The following is a 25,402-nucleotide window of genomic DNA, read 5'->3' as shown; positions in this document are numbered from 1 at the left end:
CAAAAGGTATTCCAAAAAGAGAGGTGACACATAATGGGAGTTATTGCTTATAACGAAGAAGATGTAAAGTTGTTAGCTAGACTGATGCGTGCTGAAGCCGAAGGAGAAGGACAACAAGGAATGTTAATGGTCGGAAACGTTGGGGTAAATCGTGTCCGCGGAAATTGTTTAGACTTTAAAAGCATTCGTAATTTACGTCAAATGGTTTATCAAAACCCCGGCGGTTTTGAAGCAACGCAAAAAGGATACTTTTATCAACGGGCACGTGAACAAGATATTGCCCTAGCGAGACGGACCATTCAAGGGCAACGTTTTTGGCCTGCCAACTTTGCCTTATGGTTCTTTAGACCTGAAGGGGCATGTCCACCGACTTGGTATAACCAACAAAACTCTGGTCGCTTTAAAAAGCACTGCTTCTTCCAGCCATCTGCTGGAGACTGCCCTAGCGTATATTAAGGAATAAAAATGAGGAGGGATTTTTGAATGGCACAGCAACAAAATCCGTACTATGGAACAGGTTTTTATCAACCATCTGGAACTTATGTACAACCGCAACAAATGACTCAACAACAGCAGCAAGCGATGCAACAACAAACAGCTCAAGCTGCGCAAGCTCAATATGCAATTTCTCAAGGCATGTTACCTCTAGAGCAATCCTATATTGAAAATATCCTTCGTTTAAACAAAGGTAAGCAAGCTACGGTTGTAATGACTTATGAACGTGGCAGTTCCCTTGGTACACAATCTTATACAGGTATTATTGAAGCAGCTGGCCGTGACCATATTGTTATTAGTGAACCGCAATCAGGAAAACGCTATTTACTACTAATGATCTACTTAGATTACGTAGAGTTTCCAGAAGAAATTACGTATTTACCTAGTCAACAAGCAACTTATACTCCAAGACCATAAAAAAAGCTGGCAAATGCCAGCTTTTGTTTTTTTATAATCCTTTTACAACTGCAGTCCCTACTAGAATCCACGCCACAATAAACGCTACACCACCAAGAGGTGTAATTGGACCAAAGAACTTAATGCCTGTCGTACTTAATGCATACAAACTACCTGAGAACATAATAATTCCAGCTACCATTAGCCAACCAGCAGTAGTTAAAAGTGATGATTGAACCTTATCCATCAATAAAGCAACTACGAATAGTCCACCTGCATGAAACATTTGATATGTAACGCCTGTTTTCCAAACTTCTAACATTTTTGCAGAAATTTTATTTTCTAAACCGTGTGCTCCAAAGGCCCCTAACGCAACAGATAGCCCCGCTGCAATACAACCTAGTAAAAAGAAAATTTTCATCTTAATTCCCCTTTTTTACCTTTATCATAAGCAATTTTTGCATATAAGCCAAACGATTTATCTTCTAAAAATCAAATAAAGAATTACCGTTTGCATCACTTTCTTTTATATATACTGGCTCCCCAGAAACAGGTGCAATTGGTTGCATAGTTGTTACTGGTTGTGATCCAATTACTTGCGATTGAATTTTCGGTTCTCTATATGTAGATGTTTCAACTTGTTCATCTAATAATAAGTCACATAAAGCACGCACAACTAATAAATGTTCTTTTGACTTTTGTCCTTCACTACTTTTTGCCTTCGCAATTTCATTCGCCATTTTATTTAAAATCTTGTCGCTAGATATTTGCATTCCTTATCACCTCGTACTTTGTAATTCTTTCTCGAATTGTCCCAATTTTTCTACTGAACCAAATACTATTATCATATCACGTTCTTTCAATTTTTCCTGCCCTGTTGGATTATGTATAATATTCCCATTTCTTGAAATCGCTAATATTGTTACATCAAACTGATTCCTTACATTACTCTCTAGTAACGATTTACCAACTAATATTGAATCTTTTCCAACTAGAATTTCTTCAATGACAAATGACTGTTCTACTCCATACAACACTGTATCAATATAATGAACGGTTAATGGATTTGCAATACCTTTTGCGATATGAATACCCGCCATACTAGATGGGTTAATAACCTTATTTGCACCAGCACGCCTTAATTTCTCTTCAGTTTCTGGCTTTTCAGATCTCGCCACAATTTTAATCGTATCGTTTAACCCTCTTGCTGTTAATGTAATAAATACATTTTCGGCATCATTTGCAACAATAGCAACTAAACCAGCTGCTTTTAAAATTCCGGCATTATGTAATACTTGATCTTCCGTTGCATCTCCATGTACAAATAAAAGCTTTTCCTGCTCCAATATACTTTCATCTTTATCAACAACGACAAATGGAATATTCTTTTCTTGCAATTCATGTACAACTTGAAGCCCCACTCTACCGCAACCACATACTATAATATGATTTTTCAACTGCGCTATTTGTTTATCCATTTTCTTCCTCCGTACTGCATGAAATAAATTCCCTTCAATAATCATAGCTGCCACTACCCCAATTGCATACGTAACAATACCTACGCCAACAGGAATAATAAGAAGCGCAAATACTTTCCCCGCTTGCGTTACAGGAACGGCATCTCCGTATCCAACAGTCAATACAGTAATCATTGTCATCCAAAATGCTTGAAACAAACTAATCTCTTCAATCGTCATAAATCCTATCGTTCCTAGAATTACAACAAAAGTCATACATATAACTGCTATCCATAATTGCTTACGTGCATTCATACCGTGTTTCAACTCTTTTCTCTATCTACAATCTTTGCCAGTGGAAATAAAATACGTATATACTAGATACGGAATCTATGAAAGAGGTTGATATAATGAAGACATTTCTTTCCGCCTTACAATGGGCACTATTTATTTTAGCTGGAAGCCTTATTGTACCAATTAGTGTCGCAACTAGTTATGGTCTTAATGGCGCTGAAGCCATCGCATTCGTACAAAGAACATTATTTGTTCTAGGTTTTGCTGGTCTCTTGCAAGCTATATTTGGGCATAAACTTCCTATTCAAGAAGGTCCTGCTGGCCTTTGGTGGGGAATTTTCTCCCTTTACGCAAGTTTAGGCGTCGTACTATTTGGATCAAATAATGAGACACTTAAAGTTCTTCAATATGCTTTCTTATTAAGCGGTATTATTTGTATTATTCTTAGCGTTTTTGGACTTATTGATAAACTCGTTCGCTATTTTACACCGACAGTCATTGGAACGTATTTATTTCTTCTTGTCGCGCAGCTTAGTGGCTCCTTCTTAAAGGGAATGTTTGGCCTTGATGGAAAACATACAGAAGTACAATCTAACGTATTTATTCTTTCACTCATTGTTATTTTACTATCCTTTTTCATCATGAAGCTACCTATTATTGGACAATATTCCGTTCTTTTCAGTATCGTATGCGGCTGGATATTATTCGCATGCTTCGGATTATCTAATCCAATAACACCAGTGACAGACATAATCCGTTTTCCATCCTTATTTGTTTTCGGAATGCCTCGTGTTGAATGGAACATGGTAATTACGGTCATTTTCGTTACACTCTTACTTCTAACAAATATGTTAGCAAGTATTCGTGTTGTACAAAAGGTTGTCTCTAAATATGAAGAAAACGCTGCATCAGATCGTTTTAAACAAGCTGGCATTATAACAGGAATCAACCAATTGCTAGGCGGCCTATTTTCAGCTATTGGGCCTGTCGCTATTTCTGGATCAGCAGGTTTTATTGCAACGACTAATATTTATAAACGTCTCCCGTTTATATTAGGGTCAAGCTTTATTATTGTCGTTAGTATATTTCCAAAGATTACTTCATTCTTTGCAGCAATCCCTGTTGCAGTTGGTTATGCCGCTATTTATCCTGTATTCGCAAGCATGATTGGCCTCGCCTTTCGAGAATACGAAACTGTCCAGGATAAAGAACGATTATTTAAAGTAGCCGGTCTTTCAATCTTTACAGGAGTCGGAGTTATGTTTGTTCCAGCAGGAGCATATTCCACACTTCCACCATTTCTAGCATCGTTTTTAAGTAATGGTCTCGTTCTTGGATCTGTAATGGCAATCTTGCTAGAAATACTATTTTCTCGTTCCACAGCAAAACAAATATCTTAAATTGGAAAACTTCCATTATTGCACTCTACCTTTAGAGTTGTTACGATAAAATCAAACTTTAATCATTGGGGTTTTATTCATCCCCAATGATTATTAACCAATATTATGAGTAACACACTCATAATAATTTATCTACTTCTTTTCAAAGAGGTTTGATGTCTTACTATTATTCCTCAACATCTTCATGAACATGTATTTTGATTTCAATTAAAGAAAGGAATTTTCTATATGACTTATAAAATGATTGTTTTAGATTTAGATGATACTTTATTACGTGATGACCATACTATTTCACCTCGTACGAAAGAAGCATTAATGACTGCACAAGAGCAAGGTGTAAAAGTTGTACTTGCTTCTGGGCGTCCAACATTCGGTATGCGCAATGTAGCGAAAGAACTTCGTTTAGAAGAATATGGCAGTTTCATTCTATCTTTTAATGGCGCAAAAATTATTAACTGTAAAACAAACGAAGAAATCTTTAGTAGTACGCTATCTCCTGAAATCGTTCACAACCTATTTGAAATTAGTAAAACTGAAGATGTATGGATTCATACTTATATGGGCGATGATATCGTAACAGAAGAAAATAATCCTTATACTGAAATTGAGGGCGATATTACTGGTATGCCAATTGTTGTAGTAGATGACTTTAAGGCCGCAGTTAAAGAGCCAGTAGTAAAAGTATTAATGAATAAAGAAGCTGAACGCCTTGTTGAAGTTGAAAAGAAACTACAAAAACAGCTAGAAGGCCAATTAAGTGTGATGCGTTCGAAACCATTCTTCTTAGAATTTACTGAAGCTGGTGTTACAAAAGGAACGAGCTTAAACAAACTGATTCAAAAGCTTGGCATTAAGCGTGAAGAAGTTATCGCAATGGGCGATAGCTATAACGACCAAGCGATGATTGAATTTGCTGGTCTTGGTGTTGCAATGGGCAATGCACCTGATGATATTAAAGAAATTGCAAACTACGTAACAGATACAAATATGAACGATGGTGTTGCAAAAGTTGTAGAGAAATTCGTTTTAAAAACGGATGTACTTGTTTAATATTTTCATTCACAAAACCTATTTGAAGTCAAATACTTCAAATAGGTTTTTATTTAAATTCTCATGCTTTTGTGACTATATTTTGAACTTTGCACTATTCTCGTAGTGTAAACTTTCTTTTTGTATATAATGAAACAAAATAGACTATTTTATTTTGAAAAAGAATACAAATTTACTATATACAAGCATACGTTAAAGGAGGCTACTTTATGTTATCTACACCAATCGGACGATTAAGAGCAATTGGACTAGTTGAGGGTATTTCTTTCCTATTACTATTATTTGTAGCAATGCCATTGAAATATTTCGCAGGATTTGCAACAGCTGTTAAAATTACAGGCATGGCTCATGGTGTTCTATTTATTCTATTCATCTTTGCAGTAATTCAAGTAACAATCGTACACCGTAAATCAATTTCATGGGCACTTGGAGCATTTGTTTCATCAGTTATCCCATTTGGCACTTTTGTACTAGATGCAAAATTAAAGAACGAGCAACAATAATAAAAAGGTAGTTAACGACTGTTAACTACCTTTTCTATTTATAAATTTGGAATTTCCCAATCAATTTCTCTTTCGCCCATATTAGCTAAAATCGTATTTACTTTAGAGTATGGCTTACTACCAAAGAAACCACGTCTTGCCGATAATGGGCTTGGATGTACAGATTCGATAATATGATGATTCGGATCCGTAATTAACTTCTTCTTCGCCTGCGCATGGCGCCCCCACAATATGAAAATAACTGGCTTTTCACGTTCGTTCAACAGTTCAATTACACGATCTGTGAAGTTCTCCCATCCTTTTCCCTTATGAGAATTTGCTTCGCCTTGACGAACTGTTAATACGGTATTTAGTAATAATACTCCTTGTTCCGCCCATTTTACTAAATAACCGTTATTCGGGATTTCATAACCATATTCATCTCGAAGTTCTTTATACATATTTAACAATGACGGTGGTGTTTTAACACCAGGTTGCACAGAAAAGCTTAAACCATGCGCTTGATTCGGTCCATGATATGGATCTTGTCCTAAAATAACAACCTTTGTATTTTCATAACTTGTATACTGAAGAGCGTTAAAAATATCTTCTACCTTCGGATAAACAACATGCGTGCTGTATTCTTCTGTCAAAAAACTGGATAGAGTAAGATAATACTCTTTCTCGAATTCTGGTGCCAATAGTGGCTCCCAATCATTCTTTAAAACATTTTCCATACTGTCACTTCCTGTCTAATTAATTCACCATATCCTGTCTTGTAAATACTACGAACGAAATAACAAGAGAAACAACTGCCCAAACAGTTAAATTCATCAAAGAAAATCCCATCGATAAACCTTGTAATGCAGGTAATTTTCCTGATAAATAATCCGTTAATGATAAATTCACACTAAAAATATATTTCGCGCCTTCCCAAGATGTTGCGAACGAGCTTAAAATACCGCCTGCAATTAATGCAGCTAGCATAACGCCCATACCAGCTGGTGTATTACGAATTAAAACAGAGACCATAAATGATATAGTTCCGACAACGATAGCAACAAACCAGGCTAGTCCATACGCCATTAAGATGTATTGCCACTGCGGAATAAGATGCACAAAGTTCGTATTTAACGTTTCCTTATCAATAACAAATCCTGTTAAAACAGGTAAATTCCATCCCGAGTACCCAAATACAAGCCCTGATAATATGTAAGCAAACAAGCCTACAAGAAACAGTATGAGCGAAATGAAAAATAACATCGTCACGTATTTACTAAGGAGTATTTTCCAGCGCCGAATTGGCCGCGTAAGTAACATCTTCATCGTCCCATCACTTCGTTCTCCTGAAACGATATCAATGGCTACAATCATTACGAGAAGCGGAATAAATAATGTAATTCCTTGTTCAATAAATGCTCTGACAAAAGTTGGTGCACCCGGTGCCATCGGATTAATATCATGATCTAAATAATATTGTTGTTGCTCAACTCTTACCTTTAACCAATCACGCCATTCTTCTGGCAACCTAGAATTGTTCAACCGGTTCTGAGAATCAACAATTTGCTGTTGCAATGAAACCTTCCAATCGGTTGTACCGAGCCTTTTTTGTGTCGTTTCTATTTCACGATACTGCGCATACACAAAAAGCGGGATCAAGATTGCTAAAATAAGCATGACAACAAAAATACGTTTCTTACGGTAAATTTTTTCTGATTCATTTAAAACTAGATTCGCAAATTCACGCATGCTGCTCACCCCTTGTGAGTTCAATAAATAAATCTTCTAGCGTAAATACAAGCTCCTTAACGCTATGTACATCTATCTCATTTTCTACAAAGTGTTTATTCCAACTACTTATAGATGCAATATCCATGCGGCATAGTAATCGCTCGCCTTCTACACTTACTTCCCTTACTTCTTCGGCTGCTTCTAGCATATCTTTCGCCTTAGAAATTGGTGTAACAATCCATTCTACACGATCACTTGCTGTTTTAATTAATTCTTCAACCTTGGCAACTGTTATCATCTTTCCTTTATGAATAATAGCAACGCGATCGCATATCATTTGCACTTCACTTAGCAAGTGGCTTGAAATAAACACGCTCATATTTTCTTCTTTTACAAGCTTATGTATAAATTCCCTAAGTTCTCTAATCCCTGCTGGATCTAAACCATTCGTTGGCTCATCTAATATGAGCAATTTTGGATTCCCAAGGAGCGCCTGCGCAATTCCAAGGCGTTGTTTCATACCAAGTGAGTACGTTTTTACCTTATCATGAATTCTTTCATCTAAATGAACCATTTCAGCAATTTCAATAATACGTTCATCTGATATATCACCTAACATACGAGCAAATTGCTTTAAATTTTCCCATCCCGTTAAATATGTATACAACTCTGGGTTTTCAACGATACTCCCAATTTGACGCATCGCTTCTCTGAAATTTTCCTTAATCGAATAACCACCGATAAAAATCGTACCTTCTGTCGCCTTAATCAATCCGACTAACATTCGAATGGTAGTCGTCTTTCCAGCACCATTTGGTCCTAAGAACCCGAACACTTCTCCTTGCTTTACATCAAAGGAAATATTCTCTACAAGAGTCTTCTTTCCAATTACCTTCTTCAAATCTCGTACGGAAAGTATCGTCGTCATTTTACCCCTCCTTGTTCTAGTTTTAATTTACTTACAACATTTTGAACTAAACGTTCTGCCATATACGTATAACCTACTTCGTTCGGATGAAAATGATCAGAGTATAATAAATCTTTCCCGCGGTTTTGGAATAAATCAAATGTCGGTGTAATATACACATTTTTATCGTTTAGCGCTAACTTCTCTAAAGATGCATTCCAGTCCACAACAATGTTTGAAGACCCTTTTAAATCTTCTACATCTTCAAAAGGATTGTATAAACCAAGCCAAAAAATCGGACTATCTGTATTTAATTTACGAATTTCTTCTATAATTTTCTTTGCTTCATTTTGAAACGTTTCTGTGTCAGGACGATACGTCTCTAAATCTATTTTCCCAAGCGATTCCCAGCCTGGGAACAAATCATTCCCACCAATCGTTAACACGATTACATCTGCTTGCTTAATTGAATATTGAGCGCCATTACTTTCAATTTGTTTTAATAAATCAGGCATTTTTGCACCACTAACTGCTAAATTTGTTAATGCAATTTTTTGCTTATAATCTTTTTGTAAATCCTCTTTCATTCGCCCAACATAGCCAATTCCTTCTTTATCACCAACGCCACGCGTTAATGAATCACCTAAACTAACGATTTGTAACGTTCCCGTTTTCTTTTTCTCTTTTGCCACTACATCGGTCTTTTTAATTAAATTTGAAGCTTTCGGATTTAATACATCATTTACACCTGAAACAAAGCCATATGCAAATAAACAGAAAGATGCAATTGTAATGAGTAGAATTACTTTTACTACTTTTGATCTCATATCAAAACCCCTTTTAGCCCTCATAGATTGTCCATAATTATACCAAACGAAATTTTGAAAAGCGATTTTCACACCTTCTCAATTATGTCGTTTCTCTATCTACTAACTCTGGTAATAACTCTATATGCTTCACATCTAATTTCTCTTCATTAATCTTTTCATATAATAATTCAAACGCTTTTACTCCAACGTTTTTACTAGAATGCGAAATCGTCGTTATACCCAATATATCTGCCACCTCTTGATCATCACACCCGATAATCGTAATATCCTCTGGAATACGAATTCCTTGTTTTTTTGCTTCTGTAACCATCCCTGCTGCAATATGGTTACAAGATACAAGGAACGCCGTCGGTTTTACTGACATATGAGCCCATTCTCTAATTACATTGCGTCCATCTTCCACTGTAAAACAACCCTCAAATTTCCAGGTCTCTAACGGTGTTACGATACTCTGTTGAAGCGAATCTTCATATGCCTTCTTTCGTCTTTGGCTATTAACACTATTACTTCTTCCAATACAATATCCAATATGTGTATGACCGGCATCTATTAAGCTTTTCATCCCAAGTGAAAATACTTTGTAGTAATCGATATGGACACTTGAAATGCATTTTGAATCTATTTCTTCACACATAACAATCGGGCCGAATTTCGTATATTCTTCAAGCTTCTCCTTACTATTTGCCCGAGAACAAATAATAACCCCATCAAGCTTTTTCATTTTTAACATATTTAAAATTTCTAGTTCTCTTTCTTCGCTATAATTCGTCTGGCAAAGCATCATATTATAATTATTCTTGGCTGTCTCTTTTGATATCCCCTCGATAATAGCGCTATAATATTGATCATTTACGTGTGGCAATAAAACGCCAATTACATTCGTTTTTCCTTTCACTAAATGAATTGCATTCACGTTTTGCGTGTAATTTAATTCTTCTATAATCGCTAGAATTTCTTTTCGTTTCTGTTCATTTACGTACGGATGATTATTTAGTACACGTGAAACAGTTGAAACAGATACTCCAGCAAGTTCAGCAATCTTTCTTATATTTGTCATCTCATTTTCCCCTTCTCACAAAAATTCTCCCTTGACCTGGTAAGCTTTCCACAATATATCCTTTCCTAGCAAATACATTTAGAAAGGATATACAACTATGCTTCGATTCAAATTAGAATATATATTTTTCATTGGCGGTTTACTCATTCTTGCCATCGGTATTAATATGATGACGACAATTACTTCCTTTGGACTTAGCCCTTATGATTCCTTCTTTATTGCACTATATCAAAATTTTGGCATAAGTATTGGTTTTTGGATTTTTATGATTAACTTTGCCTTTACACTTATCGTACTCTTTTGGAATAAAAAACAAATTACAATCGGTACAATTGTAACGATGGTTCTTATTTCTCTTTTTGTTGATTGGATTGGTTCCATTACAACTATTATGGACGCTATCCGCTCTCTTCCAAAATATATAACACTTATTTGCGGAAATCTATTCGTTGGAGCTGGAATTGGTCTTTACGTCTCTACAAACTTTTGTGCAGCGCCTCAAGAAGCTTTCGTTTTAACGGTTGCTGAGAAGAAAAAATGGACGTTTAGAAGAACAGAGATTTCATTAGCCTTTTTATTTTTAACGTTAAGCTTTTTATTAGATGGACCTATCTATTTTGGAACAATCATCTTATCCTTTACAACAGGCTGGATTATCCAAGCATTTATTCAATTTGGTACGCAGATTTTAAATAGAAAAGAGCCTATTAAGCAAGCTGCTTAATAGGCTCTTTCTGTTTTATGGTAAGAGATACTACTTAGCATCCCCTTCAATTCGATAGTTCGCTTTCAAACAATCTATTTCTACATACCCTTGCAACGTATGTAGAATATAATCATAATCAGCAAGAGACGCACGATGCGTTACAATTACAATTTCAGCCTTTCCTTTCTCTTCAAGCGGCATTTGAATAATTTTCTCAAAGCTAACTCCGCGCTCAGAGAACAATGAAGTAATTTTTGCAAATACACCAATTTCGTCTTTTACATGCAGTCTTAAAAACTTTTTCACGACAATTTCGTCTGGCTCTTTTAATACTTTTTGATATTGTGGGACTACAGCACTATTTCCTGTTACCCCTAATCTAATATTTTGCATTACAGCAACTAAATCCGAAACAACAGCTGTAGCTGTCGGTAAACTTCCTGCGCCTGGTCCATAAAACATCGTTTCCCCAACTGCTTCACCGTACACATACACAGCGTTATATTCATTTTGTACTGCCGCAAGAGGATGTGTATTTGGAAGTAAAGTTGGTTCAACTGTAACCTCCAATTTTTCACCATCTCGTTTTGCAAGACCGATTAATTTAATTGTATAACCTAAGCTCTTACTGTATTCAATATCTTCCTCTGTAATAGAGGTAATCCCTTTTACTTTCACGTCTCCAAGCTCTACATTTGTAGAGAAACCGAGAGTAGCTAAAATTGTCATTTTTCTTGCTGCATCTAAACCTTCTACATCTGATGTTGGATCTGCTTCTGCAAATCCAAGTTGTTGGGCTTCTTTTAACACGTCGTTGTATGCTCTCCCTTCGTCTGACATTTTCGTCAAAATAAAATTTGTCGTTCCATTTACAATTCCCATTACTTTCGTAATAAGATCTGAAGAAAGTCCTTCTACGATACTGCGTAAAATTGGAATTCCCCCTGCCACACTCGCCTCATAGAATAAATCAGCCTTATTATCTTTTGCTGTCGCTAATAATTCAGCTCCATGTAATGCCATTAAGTCTTTATTTGCAGTTACAACATGCTTTCCGCTTTTTAAAGCTTGTAAAATATATGATTTTGCATCATCAATGCCACCCATCACTTCAATGACAACATCAATATTTGGATTATCTAAAATTTCATTTGCATCTTGTGTTAATAGAGTAGAAGGTACCTCTACCTCTCTCTCTTTCTCAATGTTTTGCACTAATACTTTCGTTACCTTCACTGGACAACCTACTTGGTGTATGAGTCGTTCTTGATGATCCGTAATAATACGAACCACACCACTGCCAACTGTCCCAAGACCTAATAACCCAACTTGAATTTCTTTCATAGTACTGTCCACCCCTCAAAAATTGTGTTTAGATGAAATTATATGAGTAAAAAATCCGAAAAACAATGTATTTTGAACATTCGGAAAAATAAAGGTTGATCTTTACAAGGAAAACGTTGCCACGTGTTACACAATCTTTCTTTACAATATATAAGGGGTTTCTTGATACACGTAATAATTCAACCAATTAGAAAACAATAAATTACCATGACTTCTCCACCTAACAAGCGGCTTTTCATCTGGATTATTATGTTTAAAATAGTTTTTTGGCACATCAATATTTAATCCCTTGTCACGATCTCGTTCGTATTCTTGTTTTAACGTCTCACAACTATATTCGCTATGTCCAAGGGCAAACACTTGCCTTCCTTCTGGCCCAATAACAAGGTGAACACCTGCTTCTTCAGAGTTTGCTAACAATGTTAATTCTTTCACTTCTCTAATATCATTCTCCCGTACTTCTGTATGACGAGAATGCGGAGCAAAAAACAATTCATCAAATCCTTGTAACAATTTCACATGTTGCTCGCAAACTTCATGTTCAAATACACCGAACATTTTTTCCTTAAGGGGATACTTTGGAACACCATAATGATAGTACAAGCCAGCCTGTGCCCCCCAGCAAATATGGAGCGTAGATGTTACATTCGTTTTTGAATACTCCATAATATGTTTAAGCTCTTCCCAATAATCTACCTCTTCAAAAGCAAGGGTCTCCACTGGCGCTCCTGTAATAATGAGCCCATCAAACTTTTCATTTTCAATATCACGAAACGTTTTATAAAAGCTTGTTAAATGTTCTTGCGTTACATTACGAGATAGATGTGATTCCATATAAAGCAAATGAACATCTAATTGTAACGGTGTGTTTCCAATTAAACGGAGTAATTGCGCCTCTGTGTCTTGCTTCGTTGGCATTAAATTTAATATAGCAATTTTTAAAGCGCGTATATCTTGTGTTTCCGCTCGCTCCTTCGTCATTACAAAAATATTTTCTTTTTGCAACACTTTGCGAGCCGGTAAATCTTTATCAATTATGATCGGCATGTGTTTTGCCTCCAACTAGAGCTGCTTCCAAATCTGCAATAATATCAGAAACATCTTCTATACCAACCGATAAACGAATTAAATCAGATGTAACACCAGCTAAACGCTGATCTTCAGCACTTAATTGTCTATGCGTCGTACTAGCAGGATGTATAACGCAAGTTCGTGCATCAGCTACGTGCGTTACGAGAGTTGCTAGTTTTACATTTGCGATAAATTCTTTTGCTGCTTCTAATCCCCCTTTAATACCAAATGTTAAAACTCCACTAGCACCTTTTTTCAAATACTTTTGTGCTAACGAGTAATTTTCATTACTATCTAATCCCGGATAATTCACCCATTCAATACGTTCATGATTAGCAAGCCACTTAGCAACCGCGAGAGCATTTTCGCTATGACGCTCCATTCGTAAATGCAAAGTCTCTAAGCCAATATTGCTAATATATGCATTGAATGGGCTCATACAATTTCCATAATCTCTTAATAGCTGAACACGTGCTTTCACAATATACGCTGCTGCACCAAAGTTTTGAACGTAACTTACACCGTGATAACTTGGATCTGGTTCAACAAGTTCAGGATACTTCCCATTTGTCCAATCAAAGTTTCCACCGTCAATTACAATACCGCCTAAGGAGCTCGCATGCCCATCGATATATTTAGTTGTAGAATGAACAATAATATTTGCCCCATGTTCAAAGGCCTGGCATAAATAAGGAGTTGCTAATGTATTATCAACGATAAAAGGTACCTCTAATTCTTTAGCGGCAGCTGAAAATTCTTTAAAATTTAAAACATTCATCGCTGGATTTCCTAACGATTCTGCATAGATAAGTTTCGTCTTGTCATTAGCAAGCGCCGTAATTTCATCTGCCGTTAAATTCGGATTAAAGAACGTAACATCAATGCCCAGTTTACGCAAACTCACTCCAAATAAATTAAACGTTCCCCCGTAAACCGTTGAAGAACAAAGTAAATGATCCCCACTACTACAAATATTTAAAACTGCGAGCATAATAGCTGCTTGCCCAGAAGCCGTTGCAACAGCTCCTACACCGCCTTCTAAATCTGATAACTTCTGCTCAAATGCGGCTAGAGTAGGGTTTCCAATACGCGTATAAATATATCCTTCTGCCTCTAAGTTAAATAGAGCTGCTAAATCATCCGAAGTATCGTATTTATACGTTGTGCTTTGATAAAGTGGTAAAACACGTGGTTCACCATTCTTTGGCGTATAGCCACCTTGCACACAAATCGTTCCTTTTCCCCATGATTCTCCCATCTCTCATTCTCCTTTCTTTTATACAAAATAAAAAACTGCCCCTTTCCTGAAAACAAGAAAGGAGCAGTTTGAAAACACGCTCTAAAGGCTCTTTCTTATCTCTCAGGATTACTACCTGCAGGATTTGGCACAATTCCGTTATACGGCTGTTGCCAAGGTTTCATCGGGCCTGTCCCTCCACCTTTTCTTGATAAGACTATGCAATTACCGTTGATTTTATAGCAATAATTTCCTAATGTCAAACAGTTTTTCTGAATGTTCTAAAATAAATGTTAACAGTTTCATATAAAGCAACAAAAGAAATATATTCTAGTCTATTTCAAAAAAGACCTTTAAAAACCTCAAATCAGTCTATAAAATTAAATAAGTAATTTAACCTATAAATTCAAATTCCCCAAAAGTTAGCCTATACGTTGAATAGGCCATCTTCTCAAAAAGATACTATATATATTCAATCCATTTTCCACTAGTATATTTCACTTTTTCCCTACTAAGATTTACATAATGGAGGTATAACATGACAAATAAAAAAGATATGCAGTACATACTTGCTCTATATGGCATTCTTCTAGGATCTATAGTAGGAGCTACAGTCTGGTTATTTTTAGTCACAATAAATATTGGAATCCACTTTATTTGGGGATACTTGCCTGAAGTTCTCTCTTCTCCCGCTTATTACACCCTTTGCGTAACAATAATTGGCGGAGTCCTCGTTGGTCTATCACAAAAATATTTCGGTACATATCCACGCCTTATGCCTGAAGTGATGACTGAATATAAAAAAGCTGGTCGAATCGAATATCGCTTTGTCCATCAGGCTACTTTAACAGCGATTATTGTTTTAATTTTCGGAGCTAGTCTTGGTCCAGAAGCCGCACTAGTTGGAATTATAGGCGGACTGTGCACATGGGTAGGGGATCGCTTTAAATTTGCCTTAAAGGGTATGAATGAGCTAACCGAGATCGGAATTGGAGCTACTTTAAGTGTCATTTTTAACGCACCATTATTCGGTTATTTAGCACCAAATGAAAATGAGGGGGAACAAATTGCTGCTTTTTCTAAAGGAAAAAAGGCGATTGTATACTTAGCTACTACTTTCGCAGGTTTTTCTGTTTATTTACTACTGAGTAAACTCGATAATCGTGGATCCTTTATTGTTGATTTCGGGGAAGGTGCACTTTCTTTCAATGAATGGATCGCATTTCTTCCACTTGCTAGTATCGGTGCTATAGTTGGTTTCTTTTATTTCAAGTTAGAATTCACATTAGAGAAGTTAATTCACCCTTTTAGGGAATACAAACTGACACTCGGAATTATCGGTGGTATTTTATTAGGAATTGCGGGAACTTTTCTTCCGTACACATTATTTTCAGGGGAACATCAATTAAAAGAATTAGTTGTTGAATGGAGCCATTTATCTTTTTGGATACTACTTCTTTCAGGGATTTTAAAGTTGTGCATTACTGCCGTTTGTTTGAACACAGGGTGGCGAGGTGGACATATCTTCCCAATTATATTTTCCGGGTCAAGTATCGGATACGCTGTAGCATCTATTCTTCCTATAGATCCAGTAGCATCTGTTGCCATCGTAACGACAGCAATTTCAAGCTATGCGTTACGAAAGCCAATAGCTATAACATTACTATTACTTATGTTTTTCCCGCTTAATTTACTATTGCCCATGCTTGGTGCAGCTGCTATCGGGAATGCCTTTCCGCTCCCAAAGCATAACGAAAATAAAAATTAATAAAAATAGGCAGTGGGGATGAAAGCTCCACTGCCTATTTTTTTATTACACATGCTGCTTTAATAACGCTTCTAACTCCTCAAAATTATGCACTTCATATGTCGGTATAATCCCACTATCATTTAATTTCCTTTCTAGATTAAACCAACAAGTATCAATTCCCGCTACATATCCACCTTTAATATCAGCGCTTAATGAATCCCCAATAATCAGCCCTGCTTCAGGTGCAAAGTTAGGAATCCGTTCAAAAACATAATCAAAATACTCTTTCATCGGTTTTTGAAAACCTGTATCTTCCGAAACAAAAACATCTTTAAATAATGAATGTAAACCTGCATTACGCAAACGTTTATCTTGCGTCTTAGAAACACCATTTGTCACTATATACAATTCATACTCTCCTTGAATTTGATTTATAAATTCAAACGCACCTTGCATGAGTTGATTTCCTTCTTCTAAGTAGTTACGATAATTATTTTCGAATAATATTCCATCTACTTCTTCTCCATACTCTTTAAACAACAGAGAAAATCGTGTATTTACAACTTCATTGCGTGATAGTTCTCCTTTTTCAAAAGCATCCCAAAGACCTTTATTTATTTTTTTATAACGAGCCTCTATCTCGTCTGTTAAAGGGATTCCCTTCTCTTCAAAAAGCACCCGTAAAGCCACTTTTTCAGCCTTTTGGAAATCTAGTAATGTATCATCTACATCAAATAACAATGTTTTATATTTTTTCATAAATTCATCACACTCTCTTTTCTACAAAAACAAATTTACATAAATCGTATCATTCCTTCTTGTAAAGATAATAGGAGATATCTCATACTATACATGGGGGTGAAAATATGAAAATCAGCAAAAATGAGGAAGAAATTTATCAATACATGCGAATCCATCAATTCCATACCCTATTTTCATTTCATGTCTTGCCATATGTAGAGCTGCATTCTTTTCAAACGAAAGAGATGATATGTAGCGAAGGAAATGCTCTCCCTTATCTCTATTACTTAATTTCTGGGAAAGCAAAAATATATATGAGTCATCAAAACGGGAAGGTTTCATTAATTAACTTTATTCAAGCACCATCTTTTATCGGGGAATTAGGATTAATAGGAGTAGAAAATATTACTAAATCCGTTGAAGTACTAGAAGATTGTGTGTGTTTGGCACTTCCTCTTAAAGATTGTCAGCAACTTTTATTACAAGATGCAACGTTTTTACAGCACTTATGTAAATTTATTGGAGAAAAGACAATTACTCGCACTGAAAATTACGCAAAAAACTATAGTTATCCTTTTGAAAATCGATTAGCTGCTTTTATTTTATTAACAGAGCAAAATAATTGTTATATAGAAAAGCATACCGAGGCCTCGGAATATTTAAATGTCAGCTACCGTCATCTTTTATATGTATTAAATCAGTTTTGCCAACAAAATTATTTAAGAAAAGAAGGCCGAACATATTATATACAAGATCGAAATACATTAGAAAAACTTGCTGACGAACTAAAAATATAAAAAAACAGCATTAACATGTAAACGTTAATGCTGTTTTTTCGAGTGACGATTATAATTTTAATTAAAATTCACTTGCTACTTTAGCTGCTTCTTCAAGACCTACAGCGATGATTTCTTCTGCTTTATCTGGAAATTGGTTATGTCCTTCAATAACTACTGTTTCCATGTTTGTTGCGCCGAAGAAGCCCATCATACTTGCTACATATTTAACAGCCATTTCTACCTCAGCTGCTGGACCTTCTGAATATACGCCGCCTCGTGCATTTAATAATGCAATCTTCTTATCTCCGATTAGACCAACTGGACCCTCTGGCGTATATTTGAACGTTTTACCAGCACGGTTTAAATAATCAATATATGTGTGCAATACTGCTGGAATCGTTAAGTTCCATAATGGGAAGCCGAAAACAACTTTATCAGCTTCTAGGAATTGATTTAAATACTTATCGGCAACTGCTACTGCTTTTGCCTCTTCTTCTGTTAAATCAAATCCTTTACCTACCTTGAATGTACCATTGATCATATCTACGCCTACATATGGTAATTCTTCTTTATATAAATCAAGTTCTACTACTGTATCATTTGGGTGTGCTTCTTTATAGTTTGCTAAAAATGCCTCATATAATTTTACACTAACTGCTTGTTCCGCTGGACGGTTATTTGCTTTAACGAATAAAACTGTTGCCATTATTTATTCCTCCTAGTACTCACTCTTATGTTGTTATATGCTTTCAAAAAAGGTATCCCTTGTAATTGTTGTTTTGTTGCTTACAAACATATTTTATCTTTATATAATGACAATTTCGTCCTCACATAGACGTATTTTTCCATAAAAAAAGTCCACCTTCTAAAGGCGAACTTGGTCTTACGACTTTCGTCTTATACAATTCCATTTTTCACTGCATATAATGCCGCTTGCGTACGATCAGATAAATTCAACTTACTCAAAATACTACTTACATGCGCCTTAACTGTCTTTTCTGTAATAACTAAAACAGATGCAATTTCCTTATTGCTCATCCCTTTTGCTAATAGCTGCAATACTTCATTTTCTCTCGCTGTTAGCACATCCACTTGAATAGAAGGTTCTTCTTCCTTTTCTTCTACAGGTAATGTTTGAGAGAGAAGAGCATTTGCTATATCCGGATGTAATTGAATATTACCTTTATATGCGCTTCGAATAGCCTCAACAAGCTGATCTGGTTCTACATCTTTTAAAATATAACCACTTGCTCCAGCCCTTAATGCAGGTAACACATGCGCCTGATCAGAAAAGCTAGTTAATACAATTACTTTCACATTTGGATACTCTTTTTTAATATATGCCGTCGCCTCAACACCATCCATTTCAGGCATATATAAATCCATTAATATAACATCGGGATTTGTTTCTCCTACTTTCACTAACGCTTCTTTCCCATTATTCGCTTCTCCAACTAACTCTAAATCTTCCTGTGTACTTAAGAAAAATGCTAATCCTTTTAAAACGACTGTATGATCATCAACTAACAATACTTTTATTTTCACAAACTTCCCTCATTTTCACATCATAATGGTACATTTACTTTTACGCTCGTTCGTTTATTACTACTTACAATTTTAATTGTTCCACCAACTAATTCTACTCTTTCACGCATCGTAGTCATACCTAGTGATTTCTTTTCTTTTATATTCTTTTCCACAAAGCCCTTTCCTTGATCAACTATTTCTAATGATACATTTTTCTCATTCACTGTAAAATAAATCGTCGCTTCTTTTACACCTGCATGCTTACTTACATTGTTCAGTGCTTCTTGGCCTATGCGCCACAAAGCTTCTTCTACTACACGAGGTAAATCACGAACACCCGTAACTTGCTCCCTAATTTTCAGTCCCAAATTTTCACCGTACTGCTTTAGAGCTGGCAATAATCCTTTTTCTAATCCCGCCGGACGAAGCTGCCAAATTAATGTCCTCATTTCTTTCAAAGCTCCTTGCGCAAGTTCACGCATCTCATGCAAAGATTGATCTACCTTTTCATTTTTACCTTTTAAAACTGCCTCGGCGCCTTTTGTCATGAAGGTTAATGAAAATAATTTTTGCGAAACAGAATCATGTAAATCTCTTGCTAACCGATTTCTTTCTTCCATTCGTACAAGTTCACGGCGCTGCTCGTTTAACCTCAAATTCTCTATTATTAACGAAACATGGTTCGATAATGCTTGAATTACATCTATTGTATTAGCATCAAACTCTCCATTATTCAAGCTAACACATAAAACACCAAATATATGGTTTTGAATATGTATTGGTGTAGCAATAACAGCTCGATTTAGATGTACATTATGTCCTATTTGATGTTTTATTAGAACTGGTTCATCTTGTTCTAACGCCCTCTTGGCCGCCTCTTTTACATCCTCTTGTAACTCTTCCTGAACGTAAGACGCTCGCAGAGATAATTCTTTTTCCTCCCTAATAAAAAGCGCTACTTGATTCCATTGAAATACTTCACCTACGTGATTTACCACTTTTTCAGGTAGTACATTAAACTTATGAATCGTTTTTAAATCTTGAATGAAACGCTCTAATTTCACATAATAATGTGCTCTTCTCTTTTCATTTTCATATAATTTTGTTCGCTTTAAAGCCGTACCAATTTGGAAGGCAACCGATTGGAGTAATACTAATTCTTCTTCTGAAAAATGTGTTTTACCCGGACTTGCAACATTTAACAACCCAAATTTTTCTCCCCCAGCTTTTAAAGGAACCGTAGCATGATGAAGAATGCCCTCCGTATCTCCCCAATTATATTCAATTGCATTATTAATTCTTTTACATTCAATAATATTAACGGCTCTCTCTAATTTTCCATCTACAAAACCTCGTAAACACCAACATTCACCTTCGCACATCGGGCGTTTATTTTCATATGTCAGTGCCTCTGGTAATTGATAATCAATTAACTTCGTATACTTCCCATTTTCATCCGCAAGAAAAATCCATCCTGTCGTTAAACCTGTTACACTTAGTAATTTCTCTAGGACAGCTTGCAATACATGATATGTATCATTTGATGTATTTAATGTTTCTGCAATTTCCTTTAATATAACTAATTCATTTGTACGATTATCTCGAAACATACTCAGTCTCCTGCATACAAGATTTTAAATAGCTCTTAAAATAAATCATCTACTTTTCACTTTGTACTTATTCGTAACATTGATATAATGGTGAAAACATAGTTTTCATTATATCACTCGAGGGGGCTTTCATAATGACATTAAATAAAGCACTTACTATCGCTGGTTCTGACACAAGTGGCGGTGCTGGTATACAAGCAGATTTAAAAACATTCCAAGAACTGGGCGTATACGGAATGACATCTCTTACAACAATCGTAACGATGGATCCACATAACGGTTGGGCACATAACGTATTTCCAATCCCAGCTTCTACATTAAAACCACAATTAGAAACAACAATTGAAGGTGTTGGCGTAGACGCTTTAAAAACAGGTATGCTTGGATCAGTAGAAATTATTGAAATGGTTGCAGAAACAATCGAAAAGCACAATTTCAAAAATGTAGTAGTTGACCCTGTTATGGTATGTAAAGGTGCTGATGAAGCATTACATCCTGAAACGAATGATTGCTTACGTGACGTTCTTGTTCCAAAGGCATTAGTTGTAACACCAAACTTATTTGAAGCTTACCAATTAAGTGGCGTAAAAATTAATTCTCTTGAAGACATGAAAGAAGCAGCGAAAAAGATCCATGCTTTAGGTGCGAAATACGTCCTAATTAAAGGCGGTAGCAAACTTGGTACGGAAACTGCAATCGACGTCCTATATGATGGAGAGACATTCGACCTTCTAGAATCAGAAAAAATTGATACGACAAATACACACGGCGCAGGTTGCACATATTCTGCTGCAATTACAGCAGAACTTGCAAAAGGAAAACCTGTGAAAGAAGCAGTAAAAACTGCTAAAGAATTCATCACAGCTGCTATTCGTTACTCATTCAAAATTAACGAATACGTAGGTCCAACTCACCATGGTGCATATCGTAAATTTGTTGTATCAAAAGAACTTGTCTAATATATAAATAAAAAACACTCACAAAGTTCATACATTGCCTCTGTGAGTGTTTTTTATAAGCTTTATGTCTTCTGGTCATCTTATCTTTAAGATACAGAGCTGACCTTATTTCTACCATTTCGTTTCGAGTAGTATAACGCATCATCCGCCGCTTGAATAAATTGCTCCGGTGATTCTTCATATTCTGAAACCCCCACCGAAACTGTAATTTTTATTTTCGTTCCATCTAACAATTGAAATGAGTGACTTTCAACAGCTGTACGAATTTGCTCGCCCATACGAATTCCGTAAGCTAATCCCTTATTCGGTATCAAAAGCGCAAACTCCTCTCCACCCTTTCGAAAAGCCAAATCTGGAAATTGTGAAGTTTCTCGTAAAATACATCCTACTTGTTTTAGCACTTCGTCCCCTGCAGGATGCCCGTACGTATCATTTACATACTTAAAGTGGTCAATATCTATAAGTAGTAAACAAAACGAATCATTTTTCATGTTCTTATTACTAATATGACGATTCATCTCTAAATCAAACTGTCTTACGTTTCCTAAACCTGTCAATGCATCTATCGTTGCGTATTGTTTCATCTTTTGAAATAACTCATTGGATTGTAAAACATAATTTGCACTTATGAATGTTATGTAACCTGTAATAATACTAGAAATTAAATATAATCCCACTATGTGGATCTCTTTAATTAACCATATATATAACGCTGGGATTAGAATAGATAAAATATATGTGTGTAACCATACCCACTTTCCCCCTAAAGAAAGCTTCATGCGCGAAATAAAGATACTCCCTATTCCTATCGCAATGATTGTATAAAAAGCCACTTGAGAAGCTAATGAATAATCCATAAACAACAGCCTAGTTACTAAAATCATACCAATTGTTATGGTACTCGCTATCGGTCCTCCAATAATAACAGCTAGAATAACAGCTAAATAGCGTAAATCCAATAGAATGGTACCAACACGAACACTGAAATACATTAATACTATACCTAGTATCCCAGTAAAAATGCCTACTACACATTTCTGCCCAAAAGAGAATCCTTCTTTTAACGGCTTATCCCTTAAAAGCTGGCCTCCAATAAAAATAAAGGAAAGAATAATTGTTGTATTTACAAATAAGTCCCTTAACATAAAATAATCTCCCTACTTTTCCATCTATCCCCTTCCTCACTTTATTGTATACGAAATACCTTTAATTCCCAAAGGTTTTGTTTATTTTTGCTGTTCCACGTGAAACAGCAAAAAAATAAAAAGGGCGAAAACTCGCCCTTTTTCATTAACAACAGCGTGATATTTTTCCACCCTTTGCATTAAATCTTGCTTCTTGTGCCTCAGCAAAAAATTGCTTTTGACATACAACCTCTTCTTCAGGATGATGCTTTTTCATATGCTCCACATATACTTCATAACTTGGTACCCCAACGAGCAAACTAATAAAGCGTTTTCTTTCACCCCATACTTGCCACAACTTTTTAAGCATAGTTCCTCGACTCACTTTCATCTCTCGGAATATATGGTGCCTCTTTTAACGGCATTGGCTTATTTCTTAATACTTGGATCCAAATTCGAAGTGCTGAAATTAACACAGCGATTACAACTATCATAAAAATTCCGCAAAGCGCTGCATCGATATAATCATTGAAAATAATTTGCTTCATTTGAGCGACATTTTTAGCTGGCGCTAACACTTTTCCCTCATCTAATGCTCCCTGAAATACCTTTGCATGCGATAGAAATCCAATTTTAGGATTTTCATGAAATAGCTTTTGATACCCCGCCGTCATCGTTACAATCAGCAACCCGACAGTTGGAATAAGTGTTACCCAAACGTACGCCTTTTTTCCCATTTTGAACAAAATTGTCGTTCCAAGTAATAATGCAATACCTGCTAGCATTTGATTTGCAATACCGAAAAGTGGCCATAATGTATTAATTCCACCGAGCGGATCTATTACCCCTTGGTATAAGAAATATCCCCACCCTAATACACATAATGTTGTAGCGATTACATTCGCTAATGTAGAATCCGTTTTCCCAAATGGCTTATATACATGCCCTAAAATATCTTGAATCATAAATCGGCCGACACGCGTTCCGGCATCAATTGTTGTTAAAATGAATAGAGCTTCAAAGAGAATCGCAAAATGATACCAAAATGCCATCATGGCCGTTCCACCTATTACTTGTGAGAAAATATATGCCATACCTATCGCTAATGTTGGCGCACCACCTGTACGTGATAAAATCGTTTGCTCTCCAACATTTACAGCGAGATCTTTTAGTTCATTTGGTGTAATAGCAAATCCCCATGAGGAAATAACTTGAGCTGCCTGCGAAACATCTGTACCGATAAGTGCTGCGGGACTATTAATTGCAAAATACGTTCCCGGTGTTAATACACAAGCCGCAATCATCGCCATCGCTGCTACAAACGACTCCATTAACATTGCTCCATAACCGATTGGCTGTGCGTGTCCCTCTTGCTCGATCATCTTCGGCGTCGTACCTGATGAAACGAGAGCATGGAATCCAGACACTGCACCACAAGCAATAGTAATAAATAAGAACGGGAATAAGTTTCCAGAAAACACAGGACCAGTTCCATCAATAAATTTCGAAACTGCTGGCATTTGTAAATCTGGTGCTACAATTAAAATACCAATTGCTAACCCTACAATTGTTCCGACTTTTAAAAATGTACTTAAATAATCACGTGGTGCTAAAAGCATCCAAACTGGTAATGCCGATGCGATAAATCCATATATAATAAGCATAATAGCAATTGTTTCACCACTAAATGTGAACATACTTGCAAGTGTTGGATTTTCTGCTACATACTGTCCTCCAACAAGAGATAAAATAAGTAGGATAATACCAATTACTGATCCTTCTCCAACACGACCAGGCCTAATATAGCGCATATAAACTCCCATTAAAATAGCGATAGGAATCGTTGCTGCTATCGTAAACATTCCCCAAGGACTTCCGATTAGTGCCTTTACTACGACTAACGCTAATACTGCTAATAAAATAATCATAATTCCTAAAATACCTATCATTGCAATTAGTCCTGTAACAGGTCCAATCTCATCTTTAATCATTTCTCCTAACGATTTACCATTACGTCTCATCGAAGCAAATAAAATGACAAAATCTTGGACAGCCCCCGCAACAACTACCCCAACAATAATCCAAATGGTTCCTGGTAAATATCCCATTTGTGCTGCTAAAATCGGTCCTACTAAAGGTCCCGCCCCAGCAATCGCTGCAAAGTGATGTCCAAACAATACCCACTTATTTGTTGGAACATAGTCTTTCCCATCGTTTAATGTATGGGCTGGTGTTTGCCGATTATCATCTAAATTAAAAACCTTTCTCGCTATAAATCTACTATAAAAGCGGTAAGCAACTGCATATACACATACGGCAGCTACTAAGAGCCATACAGCATTAATGGTTTCACCTTGTGATAAAGCTATTACCCCAAAAGCACCTGCTCCTACTGCTGTAATAACGCCCCAAAGTAAGATCGATTTCAATGTCTTCACATACAATTCCCCCAATA

The 25,402-nt window shown here is 36.1% G+C and carries 27 protein-coding genes and 1 riboswitch; of the genes, 9 read left to right on the top strand and 18 right to left on the bottom strand.

The features are described 5' to 3' along the window. The first annotated feature begins 33 nt into the window (after positions 1-33). Complete coding sequence (gene cwlJ / locus ACTFRY_RS23650) at positions 34-456, top strand: cell wall hydrolase CwlJ (RefSeq protein ID WP_000538167.1); 423 nt, start codon at positions 34-36, stop codon at positions 454-456. A gap of 27 nt (positions 457-483) precedes the next feature. Further along, positions 484-912, top strand: coding sequence for a spore coat protein GerQ (gene gerQ / locus ACTFRY_RS23645; RefSeq protein ID WP_000068652.1), 429 nt, complete (start codon positions 484-486; stop codon positions 910-912). Between the two features lie 31 nt (positions 913-943). On the opposite strand, the gene ACTFRY_RS23640 is transcribed toward gerQ, so the two are convergent. The 3 genes from ACTFRY_RS23640 to ACTFRY_RS23630 all read right to left on the bottom strand — a co-directional run bounded on the left by ACTFRY_RS23640 (position 944) and on the right by ACTFRY_RS23630 (position 2,663). Continuing rightward, complete coding sequence (locus ACTFRY_RS23640; protein ID WP_000688315.1) at positions 944-1,312, bottom strand: DUF423 domain-containing protein; 369 nt, start codon at positions 1,310-1,312, stop codon at positions 944-946. A gap of 64 nt (positions 1,313-1,376) precedes the next feature. Further along, positions 1,377-1,664: a YwdI family protein gene (locus ACTFRY_RS23635; RefSeq protein WP_001167349.1), complete on the bottom strand. Its 288-nt coding sequence runs from the start codon at positions 1,662-1,664 to the stop codon at positions 1,377-1,379. Between the two features lie 6 nt (positions 1,665-1,670). Further along, a complete protein-coding gene (locus tag ACTFRY_RS23630; protein ID WP_000993984.1) occupies positions 1,671-2,663 on the bottom strand; it encodes a potassium channel family protein in 993 nt (330 codons plus the stop codon). A gap of 95 nt (positions 2,664-2,758) precedes the next feature. Here ACTFRY_RS23630 and ACTFRY_RS23625 point away from each other — a divergent pair, with 95 nt between their 5' ends. The 3 genes from ACTFRY_RS23625 to ACTFRY_RS23615 all read left to right on the top strand — a co-directional run bounded on the left by ACTFRY_RS23625 (position 2,759) and on the right by ACTFRY_RS23615 (position 5,595). Further along, the gene (locus ACTFRY_RS23625; RefSeq protein ID WP_061664276.1) at positions 2,759-4,042 is read left to right on the top strand and encodes a purine/pyrimidine permease; all 1,284 of its coding nucleotides are present in this window, start codon (positions 2,759-2,761) and stop codon (positions 4,040-4,042) included. Between the two features lie 228 nt (positions 4,043-4,270). Further along, a complete protein-coding gene (locus tag ACTFRY_RS23620; RefSeq protein ID WP_000221382.1) occupies positions 4,271-5,092 on the top strand; it encodes a Cof-type HAD-IIB family hydrolase in 822 nt (273 codons plus the stop codon). Between the two features lie 209 nt (positions 5,093-5,301). After that, positions 5,302-5,595, top strand: coding sequence for a DUF3817 domain-containing protein (locus tag ACTFRY_RS23615; RefSeq protein WP_016118960.1), 294 nt, complete (start codon positions 5,302-5,304; stop codon positions 5,593-5,595). A 38-nt stretch (positions 5,596-5,633) separates the two neighbouring features. Here the strand turns inward: ACTFRY_RS23615 and ACTFRY_RS23610 are convergent, their stop codons facing one another. The 5 genes from ACTFRY_RS23610 to ACTFRY_RS23590 are packed head-to-tail and all read right to left on the bottom strand — an operon-like array spanning position 5,634 to position 10,099. Next, complete coding sequence (locus ACTFRY_RS23610; RefSeq protein WP_098616163.1) at positions 5,634-6,311, bottom strand: uracil-DNA glycosylase; 678 nt, start codon at positions 6,309-6,311, stop codon at positions 5,634-5,636. A 19-nt stretch (positions 6,312-6,330) separates the two neighbouring features. After that, positions 6,331-7,323, bottom strand: coding sequence for an ABC transporter permease subunit (locus tag ACTFRY_RS23605; protein WP_001206477.1), 993 nt, complete (start codon positions 7,321-7,323; stop codon positions 6,331-6,333). Continuing rightward, entirely contained in the window at positions 7,316-8,233 is a 918-nt protein-coding gene (locus tag ACTFRY_RS23600) for an ABC transporter ATP-binding protein (protein WP_016118962.1), read from the bottom strand. Before ACTFRY_RS23600 ends, ACTFRY_RS23605 begins: the two co-directional genes overlap by 8 nt. Further along, on the bottom strand, positions 8,230-9,111 hold the full coding sequence (locus ACTFRY_RS23595) for an SGNH/GDSL hydrolase family protein (RefSeq protein ID WP_002022849.1): 882 nt from the start codon (positions 9,109-9,111) through the stop codon (positions 8,230-8,232). Before ACTFRY_RS23595 ends, ACTFRY_RS23600 begins: the two co-directional genes overlap by 4 nt. Before the next feature lie 10 nt (positions 9,112-9,121). Next, complete coding sequence (locus ACTFRY_RS23590; protein WP_016118963.1) at positions 9,122-10,099, bottom strand: LacI family DNA-binding transcriptional regulator; 978 nt, start codon at positions 10,097-10,099, stop codon at positions 9,122-9,124. Positions 10,100-10,196: 97 nt separating this feature from the next. Between ACTFRY_RS23590 and ACTFRY_RS23585 the strand changes: the two genes are divergently transcribed. After that, positions 10,197-10,823 (top strand): YczE/YyaS/YitT family protein, encoded by a 627-nt coding sequence (locus ACTFRY_RS23585; protein WP_016118964.1) that lies wholly within the window; start codon positions 10,197-10,199, stop codon positions 10,821-10,823. A gap of 30 nt (positions 10,824-10,853) precedes the next feature. Here the strand turns inward: ACTFRY_RS23585 and ACTFRY_RS23580 are convergent, their stop codons facing one another. From ACTFRY_RS23580 to ACTFRY_RS23570, 3 genes are all read right to left on the bottom strand, one after another. Beyond that, the gene (locus ACTFRY_RS23580) at positions 10,854-12,149 is read right to left on the bottom strand and encodes a homoserine dehydrogenase (protein ID WP_017672913.1); all 1,296 of its coding nucleotides are present in this window, start codon (positions 12,147-12,149) and stop codon (positions 10,854-10,856) included. A gap of 141 nt (positions 12,150-12,290) precedes the next feature. Continuing rightward, positions 12,291-13,196, bottom strand: coding sequence for a homoserine O-acetyltransferase MetA (gene metA, locus ACTFRY_RS23575; RefSeq protein WP_098616164.1), 906 nt, complete (start codon positions 13,194-13,196; stop codon positions 12,291-12,293). Then, positions 13,180-14,478 carry a bifunctional O-acetylhomoserine aminocarboxypropyltransferase/cysteine synthase gene (locus ACTFRY_RS23570; RefSeq protein WP_098391496.1) on the bottom strand — a complete coding sequence of 433 codons (1,299 nt, stop codon included), beginning with the start codon at positions 14,476-14,478 and terminating at the stop codon, positions 13,180-13,182. Before ACTFRY_RS23570 ends, metA begins: the two co-directional genes overlap by 17 nt. A 92-nt stretch (positions 14,479-14,570) precedes the next feature. Beyond that, a riboswitch (SAM riboswitch) is annotated at positions 14,571-14,675 on the bottom strand. Between the two features lie 320 nt (positions 14,676-14,995). Between ACTFRY_RS23570 and ACTFRY_RS23565 the strand changes: the two genes are divergently transcribed. Then, on the top strand, positions 14,996-16,225 hold the full coding sequence (locus ACTFRY_RS23565) for a chloride channel protein (RefSeq protein ID WP_098616165.1): 1,230 nt from the start codon (positions 14,996-14,998) through the stop codon (positions 16,223-16,225). 45 nt (positions 16,226-16,270) lie between these two features. Here the strand turns inward: ACTFRY_RS23565 and ACTFRY_RS23560 are convergent, their stop codons facing one another. Further along, positions 16,271-16,966 carry a YjjG family noncanonical pyrimidine nucleotidase gene (locus ACTFRY_RS23560; RefSeq protein WP_000760187.1) on the bottom strand — a complete coding sequence of 232 codons (696 nt, stop codon included), beginning with the start codon at positions 16,964-16,966 and terminating at the stop codon, positions 16,271-16,273. 107 nt (positions 16,967-17,073) lie between these two features. On the opposite strand from ACTFRY_RS23560, the gene ACTFRY_RS23555 reads away from it, so the two are divergent. Continuing rightward, positions 17,074-17,745, top strand: a complete 672-nt coding sequence (locus ACTFRY_RS23555; protein WP_000703323.1) for a transcriptional regulator YeiL — start codon at positions 17,074-17,076, stop codon at positions 17,743-17,745. A 61-nt stretch (positions 17,746-17,806) separates the two neighbouring features. Here the strand turns inward: ACTFRY_RS23555 and ACTFRY_RS23550 are convergent, their stop codons facing one another. The 3 genes from ACTFRY_RS23550 to ACTFRY_RS23540 form a co-directional block, all read right to left on the bottom strand. Further along, positions 17,807-18,433, bottom strand: coding sequence for an FMN-dependent NADH-azoreductase (locus ACTFRY_RS23550; RefSeq protein WP_044797723.1), 627 nt, complete (start codon positions 18,431-18,433; stop codon positions 17,807-17,809). 191 nt (positions 18,434-18,624) lie between these two features. Continuing rightward, on the bottom strand, positions 18,625-19,272 hold the full coding sequence (locus ACTFRY_RS23545; protein ID WP_000695799.1) for a response regulator: 648 nt from the start codon (positions 19,270-19,272) through the stop codon (positions 18,625-18,627). A gap of 20 nt (positions 19,273-19,292) precedes the next feature. Next, positions 19,293-20,864 (bottom strand): GAF domain-containing sensor histidine kinase, encoded by a 1,572-nt coding sequence (locus tag ACTFRY_RS23540; RefSeq protein WP_061664270.1) that lies wholly within the window; start codon positions 20,862-20,864, stop codon positions 19,293-19,295. Between the two features lie 134 nt (positions 20,865-20,998). Here ACTFRY_RS23540 and pdxK point away from each other — a divergent pair, with 134 nt between their 5' ends. Beyond that, the gene (pdxK, locus tag ACTFRY_RS23535) at positions 20,999-21,823 is read left to right on the top strand and encodes a pyridoxine/pyridoxal/pyridoxamine kinase (RefSeq protein ID WP_000174252.1); all 825 of its coding nucleotides are present in this window, start codon (positions 20,999-21,001) and stop codon (positions 21,821-21,823) included. 86 nt (positions 21,824-21,909) lie between these two features. On the opposite strand, the gene ACTFRY_RS23530 is transcribed toward pdxK, so the two are convergent. The 3 genes from ACTFRY_RS23530 to cstA form a co-directional block, all read right to left on the bottom strand. Further along, a complete protein-coding gene (locus tag ACTFRY_RS23530; RefSeq protein ID WP_061664269.1) occupies positions 21,910-22,968 on the bottom strand; it encodes a GGDEF domain-containing protein in 1,059 nt (352 codons plus the stop codon). A gap of 145 nt (positions 22,969-23,113) precedes the next feature. Then, on the bottom strand, positions 23,114-23,317 hold the full coding sequence (locus ACTFRY_RS23525; protein ID WP_000914504.1) for a YbdD/YjiX family protein: 204 nt from the start codon (positions 23,315-23,317) through the stop codon (positions 23,114-23,116). After that, positions 23,310-25,385, bottom strand: a complete 2,076-nt coding sequence (gene cstA, locus ACTFRY_RS23520; protein ID WP_086423355.1) for a carbon starvation protein CstA — start codon at positions 25,383-25,385, stop codon at positions 23,310-23,312. The genes ACTFRY_RS23525 and cstA overlap by 8 nt, the downstream gene beginning before the upstream one ends. Positions 25,386-25,402 lie beyond the last annotated feature (17 nt).

The organism is Bacillus cereus group sp. MYBK195-1, assembly GCF_051916605.1.
In the GTDB taxonomy this organism is placed as follows: Bacteria; Bacillota; Bacilli; order Bacillales; family Bacillaceae_G; genus Bacillus_A; species Bacillus_A cereus.
Note: the sequence above shows the minus strand (reverse complement) of the source record. Positions and strands in the feature narration are given on the sequence as shown.

What these genes read in the sequence shown, in the direction of transcription:
- cwlJ (WP_000538167.1), top strand. Translation starts at nt 34, where the DNA reads ATGGGAGTTATTGCTTATAACGAAGAAGATGTAAAGTTGTTAGCTAGA.
- gerQ (WP_000068652.1), top strand. Translation starts at nt 484, where the DNA reads ATGGCACAGCAACAAAATCCGTACTATGGAACAGGTTTTTATCAACCA.
- ACTFRY_RS23640 (WP_000688315.1), bottom strand. Translation starts at nt 1,312, where the DNA reads ATGAAAATTTTCTTTTTACTAGGTTGTATTGCAGCGGGGCTATCTGTT.
- ACTFRY_RS23635 (WP_001167349.1), bottom strand. Translation starts at nt 1,664, where the DNA reads ATGCAAATATCTAGCGACAAGATTTTAAATAAAATGGCGAATGAAATT.
- ACTFRY_RS23630 (WP_000993984.1), bottom strand. Translation starts at nt 2,663, where the DNA reads ATGAATGCACGTAAGCAATTATGGATAGCAGTTATATGTATGACTTTT.
- ACTFRY_RS23625 (WP_061664276.1), top strand. Translation starts at nt 2,759, where the DNA reads ATGAAGACATTTCTTTCCGCCTTACAATGGGCACTATTTATTTTAGCT.
- ACTFRY_RS23620 (WP_000221382.1), top strand. Translation starts at nt 4,271, where the DNA reads ATGACTTATAAAATGATTGTTTTAGATTTAGATGATACTTTATTACGT.
- ACTFRY_RS23615 (WP_016118960.1), top strand. Translation starts at nt 5,302, where the DNA reads ATGTTATCTACACCAATCGGACGATTAAGAGCAATTGGACTAGTTGAG.
- ACTFRY_RS23610 (WP_098616163.1), bottom strand. Translation starts at nt 6,311, where the DNA reads ATGGAAAATGTTTTAAAGAATGATTGGGAGCCACTATTGGCACCAGAA.
- ACTFRY_RS23605 (WP_001206477.1), bottom strand. Translation starts at nt 7,323, where the DNA reads ATGCGTGAATTTGCGAATCTAGTTTTAAATGAATCAGAAAAAATTTAC.
- ACTFRY_RS23600 (WP_016118962.1), bottom strand. Translation starts at nt 8,233, where the DNA reads ATGACGACGATACTTTCCGTACGAGATTTGAAGAAGGTAATTGGAAAG.
- ACTFRY_RS23590 (WP_016118963.1), bottom strand. Translation starts at nt 10,099, where the DNA reads ATGACAAATATAAGAAAGATTGCTGAACTTGCTGGAGTATCTGTTTCA.
- ACTFRY_RS23585 (WP_016118964.1), top strand. Translation starts at nt 10,197, where the DNA reads ATGCTTCGATTCAAATTAGAATATATATTTTTCATTGGCGGTTTACTC.
- ACTFRY_RS23580 (WP_017672913.1), bottom strand. Translation starts at nt 12,149, where the DNA reads ATGAAAGAAATTCAAGTTGGGTTATTAGGTCTTGGGACAGTTGGCAGT.
- metA (WP_098616164.1), bottom strand. Translation starts at nt 13,196, where the DNA reads ATGCCGATCATAATTGATAAAGATTTACCGGCTCGCAAAGTGTTGCAA.
- ACTFRY_RS23570 (WP_098391496.1), bottom strand. Translation starts at nt 14,478, where the DNA reads ATGGGAGAATCATGGGGAAAAGGAACGATTTGTGTGCAAGGTGGCTAT.
- ACTFRY_RS23565 (WP_098616165.1), top strand. Translation starts at nt 14,996, where the DNA reads ATGACAAATAAAAAAGATATGCAGTACATACTTGCTCTATATGGCATT.
- ACTFRY_RS23560 (WP_000760187.1), bottom strand. Translation starts at nt 16,966, where the DNA reads ATGAAAAAATATAAAACATTGTTATTTGATGTAGATGATACATTACTA.
- ACTFRY_RS23555 (WP_000703323.1), top strand. Translation starts at nt 17,074, where the DNA reads ATGAAAATCAGCAAAAATGAGGAAGAAATTTATCAATACATGCGAATC.
- ACTFRY_RS23550 (WP_044797723.1), bottom strand. Translation starts at nt 18,433, where the DNA reads ATGGCAACAGTTTTATTCGTTAAAGCAAATAACCGTCCAGCGGAACAA.
- ACTFRY_RS23540 (WP_061664270.1), bottom strand. Translation starts at nt 20,864, where the DNA reads ATGTTTCGAGATAATCGTACAAATGAATTAGTTATATTAAAGGAAATT.
- pdxK (WP_000174252.1), top strand. Translation starts at nt 20,999, where the DNA reads ATGACATTAAATAAAGCACTTACTATCGCTGGTTCTGACACAAGTGGC.
- ACTFRY_RS23530 (WP_061664269.1), bottom strand. Translation starts at nt 22,968, where the DNA reads ATGTTAAGGGACTTATTTGTAAATACAACAATTATTCTTTCCTTTATT.
- ACTFRY_RS23525 (WP_000914504.1), bottom strand. Translation starts at nt 23,317, where the DNA reads ATGCTTAAAAAGTTGTGGCAAGTATGGGGTGAAAGAAAACGCTTTATT.